The organism is Absiella sp. AM29-15 (assembly GCF_003434225.1).
In the GTDB taxonomy this organism is placed as follows: Bacteria; Bacillota_I; Bacilli_A; order Erysipelotrichales; family Erysipelotrichaceae; genus Hoskinsella; species Hoskinsella hominis.
The window spans coordinates 50,945-65,538 of record NZ_QVFL01000019.1 but is presented as its reverse complement, the minus strand read 5'-3'; the positions used below and the strand labels follow the sequence as shown (position 1 = coordinate 65,538).

Below are 14,594 nucleotides of genomic sequence, written 5' to 3'. Positions count from 1 at the left end.
TTATGCCTCCTTATATATGAGTGATAGAATATCAACTAATTCTTCATAGGCGATACCACTTGTTTTGGAGATGTCACAGGCCTTGCTTAACAATTCCTCTATCTGGCGATATCGTTCTTCTTTAATCAGTTCTTTATTTCTGCCAGCCACAAAGCTTCCTTTTCCAGTTACGGTTTCAATAAACCCTTCACTTTCTAATTCTTCATAAGCCCGCTTTGTTGTGATAACGGATATACGCAAGTCTTTCGCAAGTACACGCATAGATGGAAGAGCGTCCCCTTCTTTTAAAACATCTGTCATGATCAGCTGTTTTATCTGTGTGACAATTTGCTCATAGATTGGCTTTCCGCTGGCATTGCTAATAATGATATTCATAACTTCACTCCTTCATCCAATCATCAAAGTGTATATATTGGACATATACAATATATAATGTATATACACAGTTGTCAATAGGTTTAGAAATATTTTATCTGTTCATACTAATAAAAAAGAATGGAGGAATCATCATGGAAGAATTTGATTTACATGAAAAAGTTGCTTTGGTATCCGGTGCCAGCCAAGGTATGGGATATGCAATGGCATTAACACTTGCACGTCATGGCGCAGATATCTTTGGTGTCAGTATTGGCGATGATCAGGATTTAAAGAAAGAGGTAGAAGCAATGGGGCAACGATATCATTCCCTTACGATATCACTTACGACACCGGGTGCTATCTATACTTTAATGAAAGAAGTGTTGGCTGCTTATGGACATATTGATATATTATTGAATTTTGCGGGTATCATGAAAAAGGAAGATACCTTAAACATTCATAAACAAGAATGGGAAATGGCAATGGATATCAATGTGAATGCGGCATTTATCTTAGCACAGGAAGTGATCAAGCAGTTTATAAAACAGGGATGTGGCGGTAAAATCATCAATGCCAGTGGTATATTGCCAAAACATACTTCTCAATATTGTGCGTATTATACAAGTAAAGGTGCCGTTGATGCTATGACACGTTATTTGGCGATGGAATTTGGAAAAGATGATATTCAGGTCAATGCCATTGTTTTTGGTTTTATGACAACCGGAACTTCTTTAATGGCTGGTGATGGCAACCATTATGATGAAAGTATCTTACATGATATACCCGCAAAACGATGGGGCTGTTACAAAGATGTGGATGGATTATTATTGTTATTAGCCAGTAAACAGAGCAATTATATCAATGGCGTATGTATTCCTGTGGATGGTGGCTATTCTATACAAAAATAAATCAGTGAGCGTATCACTGATTTTTTCATCTATTGTAATAGATTATCAAGTAAAAATATTAATAAAACACCAATCACAATAATCAGCATGATGAAAAGGTAAATATCATAATGTACTGGATGTTTCATGAGCTGCCCCCTTCTCTATAGCATAAGAAAGAGGGACTTTTTTGTGTAGGCGCTTAAAAATTTGGAAATTGATATCGAAAACGTTACATTTTGGAGAGTTTTTGGACTCTATTTACAATAATTTAACTCACTATAGAAAAATATATATTATTTGTTATAATTACCTTAGCTGGTGTGTCATGGAAATGACGATATAAGAAAGGTGGTATTTATGAAATCTGAATTTGGAAGAATTTTTCAAATTGCTTTAGAAAGAAGCGGCTATTCACAAAAAACGGCAGCTGATCTGCTGCACGTTACTCCACAAACTATAAATTCTTACCTTAATGGAAGAAGCATTCCTAATATTGAAACATTTAGTGCCATGATGAAATACTTTGGTATTGATATGTTAGAAGTATTTGACCTTGATCCGATTCCTAAACAAGAAGAATTCAACCGTGAAAAGATTTGTGAAATCGCTAAAAACTTAAGTACTCAGCAAATCACACTGCTTAAAGGAATCTTATTATATTTTCATGCAATTAATACAAGTAGTATTTAGCACACAAATGATACCAGATATACCACAACACATGCGGCAACTGCGACACTTAACAATCCTTTGCCTTTATAGGCAAGAAATAAAGCAGCAATTGCTCCACATGTAGAAGCAATCATATTTCCTGAAGCTGTAAAAATAGCTGGAAATGTCATTGCACCCAATACAGCATAAGGTACATAAAATAAAAATGATTTAATAAACTGACTCTTGATTTCCTTTTGAAAAAAAGTGAGTGGAATCATACGGATCAAATAGGTCACAAGCGCCATAATCAGCATATAAGGTAAATATTGTGTCATGATGACACCTCCTCAACTGGAAAAAAGTATGCGCCAAAGCCACTGGCTACGACAGTACAAATTATAATGACAAAACCAGAGCTGATTGGTAAGATGTCTTGTAATAATGAGAAAATACAGCTCATGATAATAGATAATATCAAAACGATACGTACAGAACGAAATTTTTCTGCAGGTGGAATAATAATCGCAAGAAACATACCATAAATCGCAATACTTAAAGCTGAACGAATACTTTCTGGCAATAATGTACTGGCCGCTCCGCCAATAAAAGTGCCAAGTGTCCAACAGGCCATAGGAAATGCGATTAAGCCATACATATATTTTTTGCCAACACGCTCATAAGTACTGCTGGCTAACGCAAAAATTTCATCCGTTACCCCATAAGAAACTATTGCACGCTGTGCTGTTGTCATTTTACGATCAACTTTTTGTGATAATGATAAAGACATCAGCGCATAACGTAAATTGATAATAAATTGTGATAAGGCAAGCTCGATATAAGAACCCTGCGCCATGATGAGTGCCAAACCTGAAAACTGACCTGCACTTGTCAAATTGGTTAAGGATATTAAAACTGCAACTTCTAATGGCATTCCCTGTGATACTGCCATCATGCCAAAGGTAAAAGATACAGAAATATACCCAAGTCCTATAGGTACGCCATCCTTAATACCCTGCATAAAGTGATTTTGTACATGCTCCATGTAGAATCTCCCCTTTTTTAGTCTATATTATATCGCATTATGTTGGAATTTCAAACAATTCATGAAAAAAAGAATCAAATTTTACATATCTGATTCTTCCTTATCACTATTTAAAATGATACAAAAAGTTAATCTTCAATCTGCCAGTCAATTGGTGTTTTCCCATGCTCCTTCAAAAAAGCATTTGCTTTTGAAAAATGACGACATCCAAAAAAGCCATAATCCGCACTATAAGGACTTGGATGTGAACAAGATAAAATCAAATGGGAAGGATTTGTGATAAGCGCTGTTTTCGCTTTGGCATTCTTTCCCCACAAAAGAAAAACAATGGGTTCTTTTCGCTCATTCAATTTGCGTATAATTTCATCAGTTAATATTTCCCAGCCTTTTTGCGCATGAGAATTTGCCTGTCCTCTGCGTACAGTCAACACGGTATTCAACAGTAGTACACCTTCTTTGGTCCATTTTGTCAATTCTCCATGTGATGGTATCTTACATCCTAAGTCATTATGTAATTCCATAAAAATATTTTGAAGACTTGGTGGAGGTGTTACTCCCTTTTTCACAGAAAAACATAATCCATGTGCCTGATTAGGGCCATGGTAAGGGTCCTGTCCTAATATCACCACTTTTACATCCTGATATGCTGTATATTTCAACGCATTGAAGATATCATACATATCTGGATAAATGGTTGCTGTTTTATATTCATGTGCAATAAAATTACGTAATTTCCGATAATATTCTTTATCAAATTCTCCATCTAAAACCTGATCCCAGTCATTTCCTATATGTACCATTTTTATCACCATTCTCATTTTATATCATTTTCATAAAAAAAGGAACGTTTTTCTTATCATTCATTTGAAAGTATGATACCATTAATTAATAAAAGGAAGGTGATATTCATGATGGAACTTGTAAGATGGGAAGAATACAATACCATGGATGAACAGAATGGAAAAGAACTAAAAACACTGCTTGATCAACTGGCAGTCGCAGAGGATGATCAGGAATTTGATCAAATATATCTTACGATTAGTCAAATGCTGATACAGGATGGAGAAAGTAATGAATGTGGTGTATTCGCCTTTCCTTTTCTTGTTCAAATAACATTAAATCAAAGTGATATCAATCGTATCATTCAAATGCTGGTATTATTGGGAATGTTGAAAACATTTAATCATCGTATAGATATCTTTGATTTCCACCAGAAAATATATACAGATTATTATGAAGCTCTTTTTATTTTACAGGAACAGATGATTTATATTATGAATCCATCGAAAATGAAAGAACTGCCTGTGGATGATAAAACAGAATTAGCCCGTATCTGGCTGTCTATCATGGATATTGGTGTTGATTATTTACCATTTGCGACTACCGGATGTTTTGATGAAGCTTTCTCTATATCATGCCCATATTGTACCGCAAAGATTGAACAGGTCAATTTATTTAATAGTGATCAAAGAAATACCATTACCATATCACCAAATCGAAGAATTTCACCTGCTCCTTTTCTGGCCCCTTTAGAAAATACAGGCATTCTCTTCCAACGTTTTCTAAAGGATTTAAAAGAGGAATACTTATCCAGTTGTCTGCCTCTATTATATGGCACAATGGTATGTCCACATTGTACTGGCACGATTCGTGTGATCGATGGTATCATTGATTATTTAAAATATGAAACAACTTTAATCAATATGCCTCAAGAAGAAGAAATTACTTTTTTGATTGATTATGCAAATAACCTACGTATTGAAGACACAAAAATGGCACATCATTATTTAGTGAGAGCTTTATTTTTATGGAAGATGTTATATCCAGAAGGTGTTTCAAAAGAAGAAGTGCGTATTTATAATTCTTTAACTGTATGTTATCGTCTAATTTATGATCATGGAAAAGAAAGAACATGTGCAGAAACAGCGTTATCTTTAGCACTAACCCTTCATGATGACCAGGAGGAACTTGCCAGAGCTTATGCTAATATTGGTTTAACATACCACAAAAACGAAGAACCTAAAGATTCACCAAGTAATACAAAAGCTTTAGATTACTATCAAAAAGCCCTTGATATCTACACAAACATTCAGGGCAGTCAGGGAAAAGACACAAAGATCTTAAAGAAAAATATTGCGATGATCTTAGGTATCTCCTCTGATATGGAAAAAGCGATTGAAGCATTGGATGAACAAATTGAAGAAGAAAGTGATGCTTATGAAATCGCTGATTTATATAAGAAAAAATGTGATATTTATATAGATCATGGACATTTCACTGAAGGATTAAAAGCATATGAATATTATCTGCAATATCATATCAAAGAATATGGCGAGGATAGTGATGTCGTTGGTGATTGTTATGCTGAATTAGGCGATTATTGTATGGAATGTAATTATTATAATTATGCAATGGAATGTTATCATCGCGCAAAAGTAATCATGTTATCCTGTTATCTAAATGCTTTACAAGATGATGATGGCTATATGGAAAGCCTGACATTAGCTGACTGTTACAGCAGTATGGCACATTGTGCTCATCTCATGAAGCAAGATATCACAGCATTCACCTTGATAGAATCCTGTTATGCTTTAATTATGAAATCACAGCCAAACACTCCTACCAAAGAAAAAGGAGATGCATTATGCTTCATGGGTGAATTAATGGAAGGCTTTGATCAAAAAGCCATTACTCTGGCTTATTATGAAGCAGCACTAGACATGTATAAAAACACCCAAAATTATGATATGACACGGAATGAAAATATCTTTCTTGAAGAAGCAGATGATTGTGATGTAATTATTCAATCACTTTATGAGAAAATAAAAAAACTGAAACATACTGCGTAAACCATAGTAAACGTAAAAAGACGATTATCGAAATCGTCTTTTTATTATCGCTATGATCAATTACTCTCCGCTAATCGCAAGCTCCTTAAATTTAATAGAAGGTGCACCGATGCCAGAGTAACTAAATTTTAAATCATTTCCAACAGCTTCTATTTCTTTCATTGCGTCCATAAAGTTTCCTGCAACTGTAATTAAATTGATTGGTTTTACAATCTTACCATGTTCTACATAAAAACCGCTGGATTGTAAAGAAAATTCTGTACTGATTGGATTTAATCCTGCATGTAGTCCGGTAATATCTGTAATGATAACCCCCTGCTCCATGCTGCTTACCATATCATCAAAGGAAGTATCCCCATTTTGAATATAGAAATTCGTTGGAGATATGCCTACATTGCTGGCGTATCCTGCTTTAAATCCATTGCCGGTAGATGTGGTATTCATAAGTTTTGCACTTTTTAAATTATGCAGATATGTCTTTAGAACACCCTGTTCAACTACCGTTTTCTTTTTACAAGATACCCCTTCATCATCAAAGGAACAACTGGAATATCCATAGTCCATTAATGGATCATCTATGATGGTAATTTTTTCATTAAAGACCTGTTTATCTAAAGAATCTTTTAGAATAGATATACCTTTGCTGGCATTTTCGCCATCAAACAGTCCACATAATGCACCCAGCAGACTGATCATCGTATCCTTTTCCATAATGACAGGATAATTTCCACTTGGAATTTGTGTCGCATTAAGTTTATCACAAACCTTTTTAGACAATTTATTTGCGAATGCTTGTACATCAATGTCTTTTTCATCCATGATCACAGCCCAATCGTAATCACTTTTTACATCTTCATGATCTTTTGCCATCACTTGCGCCATAACCATAGAATAAGAATTACTATCACTTAATGAAAGCTGCTTGCTGTTTAATATACTTCTTGTGACATCACTTTCCGCATAATCTACACTCATGACCTGTTCAATACGTTCATCACTTGCGTAAATTGCCTCTTCAATCTGTTTCAATAAAGCGATTTTCTCTTCACTGCTTTTTAACTTGAATGTATTTTCTTTCTGTTTAACTTCTGGATAACTATCTTCTCCAGCATAAATTTCTACTTCATCTTCACTGGTGATAATACTTGCATTATCCATCAATTGTGAAAGGGCATAATCCATATTGGTATCACTGGCATCTTCTAAATAACAGATTCCCATTTTTCCTTGATAAATTCCACGAATGGCTACTCCATCACATTCACTGATTGTAAATCCATCAACTTTATGTTCAAACAACTGAATACTGGTAGAAGAAGATTTCTGCTCATAAATTTCAAAATCTGTGATTCCACGTTTTTCGGCTTCCTTCATCCATACTGTTTTATTCATGTGCATTACCTCCATCTTTTCCACCAACAATCATAGAGCTGACACGAATGGCAGGTTGACCAACATCAGTTGGAATAGAACCACTGCTTGCACCACACATTCCCTGTGCACGCTCTAAATTCTTACCTACTTTATCAATTTTCAAAAGGGTATCTGCACCATTACCTATTAATGTAGCACCTTTTACTGGTTTATCAATCTTACCATCTTTGATCAAATATCCTTCACGAACAGAGAAGTTATAATCACCTGTACTTGACTCTACACTTCCTCCACCCATATTTTTGGCATATAGACCGAATTTGATATCCTTGATCATATCTTCAAAGCTATCTTCACCTGGTGCAATAAACGTATTGGTCATACGTGATACTGTTTCATATTTATAAGATTCTCTACGTGATGAACTGGTGGATGCCATATGCATTCTTCTACCGTTCAGCGTATCGATCAAATAGCTTTTTAAGATGCCATTTTCAATTAATACATTGCGTTTGGTAAAGTTACCTTCATCATCAATATTTGCACTACCCCATGCGTTTGGAATTGTTCCATCATCAATGGCTGTTACACAATCACTTGCGATTTTCTGTCCTAATTTCCCACAGAATACAGACTGATTTTTAGCGACAGCAGCTGCTTCTAAAGAGTGTCCACATGCTTCATGGAAAATAACACCACCAAAGCCATTATCAATAATAACCGGCATCACACCACTTGGACAATCATCTGCATACAGCATCGTCTTGGCAATTCGTGCTGCCTCTGTACCAATTTCTTTTGGCTGATGTGTTTCATAGAATTCCATTCCTTCATGACCACCTGGTGCACAACTTCCTGTTTCTACTAATTCACCATCCTCTGCAATTGCATTCACTGCCATTCTTGTATGAACACGACAGTCTTTGATATAACGCCCTTGGGAATTAGATATTGCGACATGCTGCTCCTTATCTAAATAAGTAACCATAACCTTTTTAATAACTGAATCATATGCCATTGCTGCATCATTTGCTTCCTTCATCAGTGCAATTTTTGTTTCTGCATTTACACTTTTTGGATAAACCTTGATTGGATGTGCATTTTCATATTCCACTTCCTCTAATGGTTTTACATCAATGATCCTTTCTCCATGAATAGCACCTGCCAAATTACTTGCTGTTTTCATCAGATTTTCTTCACTTGTATCGTTGGTATATGCATAAAATGATTCTACATCATGATAGATACGCAGCCCAATACCGTATCGAATACCACTATTTGCACTTTCTACCACTCCATTCAGCATTGAATAAGAGGTATTGTAGTTTGTTTCTTCAAAGATTTCTGCAAAATCCCCACCTGTTTTCAATGCTTCCTGCAAAACTTTCTCTAACAGAGATTTTTCTAACATAAATTTTCACCTCGCTATGAAACATTATACTATGATTTATAGCAGGACACAACCAGCAAACTCTGTGCTTTTCACAAAATCTTGACAGCGTTTCCAATTATACCCTAAACTATATTTCCAATCTCATTCCTCAAAAAATCTATTTATAATAAAGATAAAAGCAGGATGATAACCATGGCAAAAATCATTTGAAAGTTCATCATGGTATTGTTTTGTTTAGTGATTTCATCAGAAAGGAGATAATCATGGCAAAATCTGGTAAACTATTCATTTTCGTTATTTTTTTCTTATTTCTATGCTGTGGATGCAAGGCAGATCTTTATACATTGATCATTTATGAGCAAGAACCTGTCAAGAATACATTACAGAATCAAAAAGTAAAAGAATTTGATCAATTCATGACCACAATTATGGATCACAGTGAAAAAGCCAACATCAACAAAGATAATCTACCAAAAAGCAATCCGTAATTCAAAGGCGATTTTTGAGGTTGAGAAAGGCAAATCTTAAATCTCCTTCATATTTAAAAAGACGAATGTTTCACATTCGTCTTTATCTTATTCATCACTTGGTGTTGTATTTTCTGTTGTTGGCACAATATATTGTACCGTGATATCTTTTTTGCCTTCATTTCCACTGCTGTCTTTAACTTTTAACGTATAAGTAACTGTTTCATTTTTATCAGATAATGCTTTTGGCCATCCTGTAATTTGATCAGATGCAATGACACCATCCACATCATCTTCTGCAGTAGCGTTCACAAAAGTAATCAGCTCTTCTAAGGTACTTGTTGGTTCTAATGTAAATACTACCTGTGCATTTGCCACTGTAATAACGGGTGCTGTTGTATCTTTCACAACGATAGGGATATCAATACTGTCATTTTTATAAGTAAGTTTTGCTGTATATTCTCCAGCTTTTGTCATATCCACATGAGAGAAATCTATTTCAATCTCCTTCATGATATCATCACTTGCTTCCACATAAGTAGAAACCTTTTCACTCAGTTTTTTATTTAAGCCAACCACAAAGGTAGATTTCTTTAATTTAATACCTTTGATATCAGATTCTTTTGGTTCTTCTTTCTTTGATGTTGTTGTCGTTTCTGCACTTTCTGGAACCTTAAATGGTTCTTTTTTATTATCGATCAAGGTCTTTTTCGCAAATCCTAATGCCACAATCAATAAAATAACGATGATGCCGCCAATTAGGACAACTTTTTCTGCTTTACTAAACTTTAACATAAAATCTCCTTCCCTGAAATTTTCACGCTACTTTATTATAGCATATACAAATAGAAAAAATAATCAAAAATATGCCGATTCTAACGGTATTTTTCACTTTTTTTATATTTGTTCCAAAAAGGTTTACAATTGGATACGCCTTTTATGCATAGATGCCTAATGTTACACCATTTGCGATAATACTGCCACTTTCCAACACACGAATCTTGACCATATTTTCCTGTTTCACACTAGCTACATCTTCCACAACAATGAATTCATCTTCTTCTTTTCCACAAAGCCAGTCTTCTTTTCTAATATCAGCTGCTTGTTTCCAGCCTGTTGCTGTTAATATCATCTGTTCATTTGATACTACAAGGGCTTCTCCATCTTCCAGTGTGATTTTCACACCATCTAAACATTCTTTTTTTACTTCTGAAATTGTCACATATGTATTTTCATAACCACGTAATCGATCTATTTCCTGAATTTTATCCGCAACTGCGGGAAACCCCATCATCATGCTTACCTGTGTATCTTTTCCAAATGCCATAATTATTTTCTCCTAAGCTTTGCCATAAAAAAGCCATCGCTTTGATATTCAAATGGGAATATCGTTTTCTGTTCTTCTAAAATAAAATCTTCATGTGTGGATAGAAATGCTTCTATCTGTTTTTCATTTTCTTTTTTATTCAGGGTACAAGTAGAATACACCAGAACACCATCTTGTTTTACCTTTTCACATGCACAGTTTAAAATCTTTTGTTGTAAAGGAATCAGGGTATCCATATCACTGCTTTCCATATGATATTTGATATCACTCTTATTTGCCAAAACGCCATAACCACTGCATGGAACATCACATAAAACACGATCAAAAGTACCTTCTATGTTTTCTAAAGTGGTCGCATCCATAACGACTGCCTTCATACAGGTAATACCCAGACGTTTCGCTCCTTCTTCTATCAAATGCACACGGTGTTCATGAATATCACCACATAAAATTTCTCCTTCATCCTGCATCAGTTGTGCAATATGTGTTGCTTTTGTACCTGGTGCACTGCAGGTATCTAATACACGCATGCCTGGTTTTGGATCTAACAAATAAGCAACCATCTGACTTGCTTCATCCTGAATAGACACAAAACCTTCTTTAAAATAGGAGGTAGCTGCCAGATGACTACCATGATAAATCAAAGCATCTTCACTAACATTTCCCGCCTGAAACAAAGGTTCTTTTTCAAGCAGCTCCTGTTTGCTTATTTTTAATGTATTGACACGTGCAGTTACTGGCTTGATTTCCAGATTACTAAAACAGATTTTTTCAGCGATATCATATCCATATTGTTTGATCCACATATTCACAAGCCATGTTGGATGGCTGGTTTTAATTGCCAGCACTTCTTCTTTTTTTCCTATCACTTCTTTTACTTTCTGCTTGTCTACTTTATGCAGCACTGCATTTACTAGATTTGCATATCGCCCATTGATCTTCTTAGCGATATCTACTGCATCGTTGATGATAGCATAAGATGGTACTTTATCCATGAAAATCATCTGATACACACTCATATCTAGCAACAATGCGATTTCTTCATGATCCATTTTCTTCACGAAGTCTGTCCATTGATAACGACAATAACGATAATTCTGCAGGGTACCATAAACAATTTGTGTAATAAAGCCTTTATCTTTTTCCTGGGCAAATTCTAATTTTTTCTGTAAAACCAGGTTGCTGTAGCCTTTTTGTATACATATTTCTTTTAATATATTAAAGCTGATCATTCGTGCTTTCATAAACTCCTCCTCATATGAAACTGATAACGATAAATCAAATAACAGCTATAGGTTATCATAAAACCTGCGGCTGTATCACTTAAAAAATGGGCGCCCATCATCATACGTGTGACTGGCATAAAGATAATGCATGCGGTTATCACAATATAACGAAATGGGGATACTTTCTGTAAGGGGTGTGTCTTCCATTGAAGGAAACATAAAATAGATGTAAATGCTGTCGTATGTCCACTTGGGAAGGAATGATTGCCATATAATCCACAAGGTTTATACCAGACACAAAATTGTGCAGCATCTTGCATATCCCGATAACGTATTCTTCCCCAGATATTTTTTATGATAAAGGTCACAAGAATTGCGCTCAATAATACGCAGGTATAAAACATAAAGAACCGAAAATGCTGTTTTATGGTATATTCTGAAAATTTCATCACCACATAATTTACAAGAGCTGTGATAAGCACTGCTGCCAACATACATATACACCATACCATCATATCAATATGTACATAATAATGGATGAAATCCTGAATCATATATAAGGAAGCCACCCATCCAAGCAACAGATAGATGCGATTATGATAGATTCGCTTGCACATGCACATCGTAATGACAATCATGAGCTGTACAGGAAGCAATAAAAAACGTTCAAACAAGATACCAATCAGATTTCCTTTATCATAAAAGAAATCTGTAATTTGATAATCATAGAAGGCGCTAATTATCAAAGCAATCAGCACTAATATATAAGGAATCCATTCTTTTTTCTTCATAAGCTACTCCAATATGATCGGTGCCAGATCAATTTCCAGTCTGGCTTTTTGTTTGGATGCGATATGTCGATCATATACATCTTTTACCATTCTGCTTAACTGACGCTGATCTTTACCTTTTAATAAAATCCGTGTTCGTTCTTCATCTTTTATTTTGTGTAAACCTGCCGGTCCTAATACTTTAAATCCTTCTTTTTTCATCAGGTATTCCATCGCATAGGATACACTTTGTGATACCGCTGCTTCTTGTTTATGTTGAAACACCATGGATACCAAATAGGTATAAGGTGGATAATTTGCCATATGACGATACTTCATTTCTCTTTGGAAAAAGTACTGGTATTGATGATTGGCAGCCGCAAGTATCGCATAATGATGAATGTCATATGCCTGGATAATGACTTCTCCTCGTTTATCTCCTCGACCACTTCTTCCACTTGCCTGTTCCAGTAAATCATAGGTTAATTCTGCACTTCGATAATCACTTCTGGCAAGCATGGCATCTCCATTTACGATACCTACCAATGTTACATCTTCAAAATCAAGACCTTTCGCAATCATCTGTGTTCCAAGTAGTATATCTGCCTCATGATTGGCAAATGCCTGTAAGATATCTTCATGGGCATTCTTTTTTCCTGTTGTATCAGCGTCCATACGCAATATTTTTGCCTGTGGAAATTTTACCTGTACCAGCTCTTCTAGTTTTTGTGTACCCATGCCCAGATATCGCCATGTGGAAGAACCACAGCTTGGACAATGTGTTGGTACCGGCATTTGATAGCCACAGGTATGACATTTTAACTGCTTATCCTGTTTATGATAAGACATCGCCACATCACAATGAGGACATTGTATCACATGTCCACAAGAGATACATCTTAAAATAGGTGTATACCCACGACGATTTAATAATAGAATTATCTGTTCTTTTCGTTGTAAACGCTCATAAATTGCATCCAGCATGGTATTGCTTAAAGTCGCATCTTCCCCGTTTTTAATTGCCTGACGCATTTCCACAAGTTTTACCTCAGGAAAGCTTTCATTAATACGCTGTGGCATTTCCACCAAATGATATACCTTTTTTAATGCTCTTGCGTAGGATTCCAAACAAGGTGTTGCACTTGCTAAAACAACCTTTGCATCATGATATTTTCCACGTTCAATCGCAATATCACGACTATGATAGCGTGGCATACGATCCTGTTTATAGCTGGTATCATGTTCCTCATCCATAATAATTAAACCTAAATCATCAAACGGCATAAAGACTGCACTTCGCGTACCTACAACGATTTGTACCTTGTGATGTTTTACCAGCTGATATTGTTCATATTTTTCCTGTGCATTTAAGCCACTATGATAAATTGCCAGTGCATTACCAAAACGTCGTTTTACTCGATTTACCATCAACGGTGTCAATGCTATTTCAGGGACCAGAAATACCACCTGTTTTCCCTGTTTGATTGTATCTGATGCAAGCTGTAGAAACACTTCAGTTTTACCACTGCCAGTCGCCCCATGTAATAAAAAAACTTCATGATGCTTACTTTTTCGTATTTCATGCAATGCCTGTATCTGTTGCGTACTTAATGTAAATTCACTTTCTTGTACTTGTATTTCATTAACAAATGCACTTGCTTCTTTTTCAATGATTTTAGCACATCCCAGCGCGATTAGTTTTTTACCCGGTGTTTTATATTTCTGATAGAATGCAGCTCTAGGCATCGATTTAACGGCTTTTAAATCTTCCAACGCTGTTTTCTGTTTGATCGTTAAATTATTTATATCTTTTACATATTGTACAAAAGCTTCCATTTTAATTGTACCATGCGTACTTTTCGGTTTTAGCTTTGCGGGCAGCATACACTGAATACAGCTGATTTTAGGCGCAACATAGGTATCAGCCATCCAATCCGCTAGCGTAAATAATTCCTCATTGATAAGTGGCTCTTCATCAATGACGCTATCGATAGACTTGATCTCAAAACCATAGCTTTTCTTTTCTTCTTCACTTATTTCTTTCACTTCACTCACAAACCCGATAATATGTGTTCTTCCAAAAGGAACCTCTACACGTACACCACGCTGTAAATCAAAACCATCACATGCGTAGGTAAAAGTATGATCTAAATGATAGATAGGATGTTCCACAAATACATGTGCAATTTTCATATAAAAAGGCTCCTTTCTCATGCATGTTTTATTATACCATATCATATCCTTT

At 35.4% G+C, this 14,594-nt stretch carries 15 protein-coding genes; 4 read left to right on the top strand and 11 right to left on the bottom strand.

The features are described 5' to 3' along the window. Positions 1-375 (bottom strand): GntR family transcriptional regulator, encoded by a 375-nt coding sequence (locus DW761_RS17210; protein ID WP_117518888.1) that lies wholly within the window; start codon positions 373-375, stop codon positions 1-3. Positions 376-509: 134 nt separating this feature from the next. On the opposite strand from DW761_RS17210, the gene DW761_RS17205 reads away from it, so the two are divergent. Both DW761_RS17205 and DW761_RS17200 read left to right on the top strand, forming a co-directional pair. Further along, entirely contained in the window at positions 510-1,265 is a 756-nt protein-coding gene (locus DW761_RS17205; protein WP_117518887.1) for an SDR family oxidoreductase, read from the top strand. 339 nt (positions 1,266-1,604) lie between these two features. Then, a complete protein-coding gene (locus DW761_RS17200; protein ID WP_117453903.1) occupies positions 1,605-1,937 on the top strand; it encodes a helix-turn-helix transcriptional regulator in 333 nt (110 codons plus the stop codon). Here DW761_RS17200 and DW761_RS17195 read toward each other — a convergent pair. From DW761_RS17195 to DW761_RS17185, 3 genes are all read right to left on the bottom strand, one after another. Next, entirely contained in the window at positions 1,934-2,236 is a 303-nt protein-coding gene (locus tag DW761_RS17195; RefSeq protein WP_117453902.1) for an AzlD domain-containing protein, read from the bottom strand. The genes DW761_RS17200 and DW761_RS17195 overlap by 4 nt on opposite strands. Next, complete coding sequence (locus DW761_RS17190; protein ID WP_117518886.1) at positions 2,233-2,943, bottom strand: AzlC family ABC transporter permease; 711 nt, start codon at positions 2,941-2,943, stop codon at positions 2,233-2,235. Before DW761_RS17190 ends, DW761_RS17195 begins: the two co-directional genes overlap by 4 nt. 128 nt (positions 2,944-3,071) lie before the next feature. Next, positions 3,072-3,743 (bottom strand): uracil-DNA glycosylase, encoded by a 672-nt coding sequence (locus DW761_RS17185; RefSeq protein WP_117453900.1) that lies wholly within the window; start codon positions 3,741-3,743, stop codon positions 3,072-3,074. A gap of 108 nt (positions 3,744-3,851) precedes the next feature. Between DW761_RS17185 and DW761_RS17180 the strand changes: the two genes are divergently transcribed. After that, positions 3,852-5,792 (top strand): tetratricopeptide repeat protein, encoded by a 1,941-nt coding sequence (locus tag DW761_RS17180; RefSeq protein WP_117518885.1) that lies wholly within the window; start codon positions 3,852-3,854, stop codon positions 5,790-5,792. A 60-nt stretch (positions 5,793-5,852) separates the two neighbouring features. Here DW761_RS17180 and DW761_RS17175 read toward each other — a convergent pair whose 3' ends face one another. Both DW761_RS17175 and DW761_RS17170 read right to left on the bottom strand, forming a co-directional pair. After that, positions 5,853-7,184: a TldD/PmbA family protein gene (locus DW761_RS17175; RefSeq protein WP_117518884.1), complete on the bottom strand. Its 1,332-nt coding sequence runs from the start codon at positions 7,182-7,184 to the stop codon at positions 5,853-5,855. After that, positions 7,177-8,577 carry a TldD/PmbA family protein gene (locus DW761_RS17170; RefSeq protein ID WP_117518883.1) on the bottom strand — a complete coding sequence of 467 codons (1,401 nt, stop codon included), beginning with the start codon at positions 8,575-8,577 and terminating at the stop codon, positions 7,177-7,179. Before DW761_RS17170 ends, DW761_RS17175 begins: the two co-directional genes overlap by 8 nt. 245 nt (positions 8,578-8,822) lie before the next feature. Between DW761_RS17170 and DW761_RS17165 the strand changes: the two genes are divergently transcribed. After that, positions 8,823-9,047: a hypothetical protein gene (locus DW761_RS17165; protein ID WP_117518882.1), complete on the top strand. Its 225-nt coding sequence runs from the start codon at positions 8,823-8,825 to the stop codon at positions 9,045-9,047. An 87-nt stretch (positions 9,048-9,134) separates the two neighbouring features. On the opposite strand, the gene DW761_RS17160 is transcribed toward DW761_RS17165, so the two are convergent. From DW761_RS17160 to priA, 5 genes are all read right to left on the bottom strand, one after another. Next, positions 9,135-9,821: a hypothetical protein gene (locus DW761_RS17160; RefSeq protein WP_117518881.1), complete on the bottom strand. Its 687-nt coding sequence runs from the start codon at positions 9,819-9,821 to the stop codon at positions 9,135-9,137. A gap of 142 nt (positions 9,822-9,963) precedes the next feature. Next, positions 9,964-10,353 carry a hypothetical protein gene (locus tag DW761_RS17155; protein WP_117518880.1) on the bottom strand — a complete coding sequence of 130 codons (390 nt, stop codon included), beginning with the start codon at positions 10,351-10,353 and terminating at the stop codon, positions 9,964-9,966. 2 nt (positions 10,354-10,355) lie between these two features. Then, positions 10,356-11,597 carry a 16S rRNA (cytosine(967)-C(5))-methyltransferase RsmB gene (rsmB, locus tag DW761_RS17150; protein WP_117518879.1) on the bottom strand — a complete coding sequence of 414 codons (1,242 nt, stop codon included), beginning with the start codon at positions 11,595-11,597 and terminating at the stop codon, positions 10,356-10,358. Further along, positions 11,594-12,370 (bottom strand): phosphatase PAP2 family protein, encoded by a 777-nt coding sequence (locus DW761_RS17145; RefSeq protein WP_117518878.1) that lies wholly within the window; start codon positions 12,368-12,370, stop codon positions 11,594-11,596. The genes rsmB and DW761_RS17145 overlap by 4 nt, the downstream gene beginning before the upstream one ends. 3 nt (positions 12,371-12,373) lie before the next feature. Beyond that, the gene (gene priA / locus DW761_RS17140) at positions 12,374-14,542 is read right to left on the bottom strand and encodes a replication restart helicase PriA (RefSeq protein ID WP_117518877.1); all 2,169 of its coding nucleotides are present in this window, start codon (positions 14,540-14,542) and stop codon (positions 12,374-12,376) included. Positions 14,543-14,594: the final 52 nt, after the last annotated feature.

What these genes read in the sequence shown, in the direction of transcription:
- DW761_RS17210 (WP_117518888.1), bottom strand. Translation starts at nt 375, where the DNA reads ATGAATATCATTATTAGCAATGCCAGCGGAAAGCCAATCTATGAGCAA.
- DW761_RS17195 (WP_117453902.1), bottom strand. Translation starts at nt 2,236, where the DNA reads ATGACACAATATTTACCTTATATGCTGATTATGGCGCTTGTGACCTAT.
- DW761_RS17185 (WP_117453900.1), bottom strand. Translation starts at nt 3,743, where the DNA reads ATGGTACATATAGGAAATGACTGGGATCAGGTTTTAGATGGAGAATTT.
- DW761_RS17165 (WP_117518882.1), top strand. Translation starts at nt 8,823, where the DNA reads ATGGCAAAATCTGGTAAACTATTCATTTTCGTTATTTTTTTCTTATTT.
- DW761_RS17175 (WP_117518884.1), bottom strand. Translation starts at nt 7,184, where the DNA reads ATGAATAAAACAGTATGGATGAAGGAAGCCGAAAAACGTGGAATCACA.
- rsmB (WP_117518879.1), bottom strand. Translation starts at nt 11,597, where the DNA reads ATGAAAGCACGAATGATCAGCTTTAATATATTAAAAGAAATATGTATA.
- DW761_RS17160 (WP_117518881.1), bottom strand. Translation starts at nt 9,821, where the DNA reads ATGTTAAAGTTTAGTAAAGCAGAAAAAGTTGTCCTAATTGGCGGCATC.
- DW761_RS17190 (WP_117518886.1), bottom strand. Translation starts at nt 2,943, where the DNA reads ATGGAGCATGTACAAAATCACTTTATGCAGGGTATTAAGGATGGCGTA.
- DW761_RS17180 (WP_117518885.1), top strand. Translation starts at nt 3,852, where the DNA reads ATGATGGAACTTGTAAGATGGGAAGAATACAATACCATGGATGAACAG.
- DW761_RS17155 (WP_117518880.1), bottom strand. Translation starts at nt 10,353, where the DNA reads ATGGCATTTGGAAAAGATACACAGGTAAGCATGATGATGGGGTTTCCC.
- DW761_RS17145 (WP_117518878.1), bottom strand. Translation starts at nt 12,370, where the DNA reads ATGAAGAAAAAAGAATGGATTCCTTATATATTAGTGCTGATTGCTTTG.
- DW761_RS17200 (WP_117453903.1), top strand. Translation starts at nt 1,605, where the DNA reads ATGAAATCTGAATTTGGAAGAATTTTTCAAATTGCTTTAGAAAGAAGC.
- DW761_RS17205 (WP_117518887.1), top strand. Translation starts at nt 510, where the DNA reads ATGGAAGAATTTGATTTACATGAAAAAGTTGCTTTGGTATCCGGTGCC.
- priA (WP_117518877.1), bottom strand. Translation starts at nt 14,542, where the DNA reads ATGAAAATTGCACATGTATTTGTGGAACATCCTATCTATCATTTAGAT.
- DW761_RS17170 (WP_117518883.1), bottom strand. Translation starts at nt 8,577, where the DNA reads ATGTTAGAAAAATCTCTGTTAGAGAAAGTTTTGCAGGAAGCATTGAAA.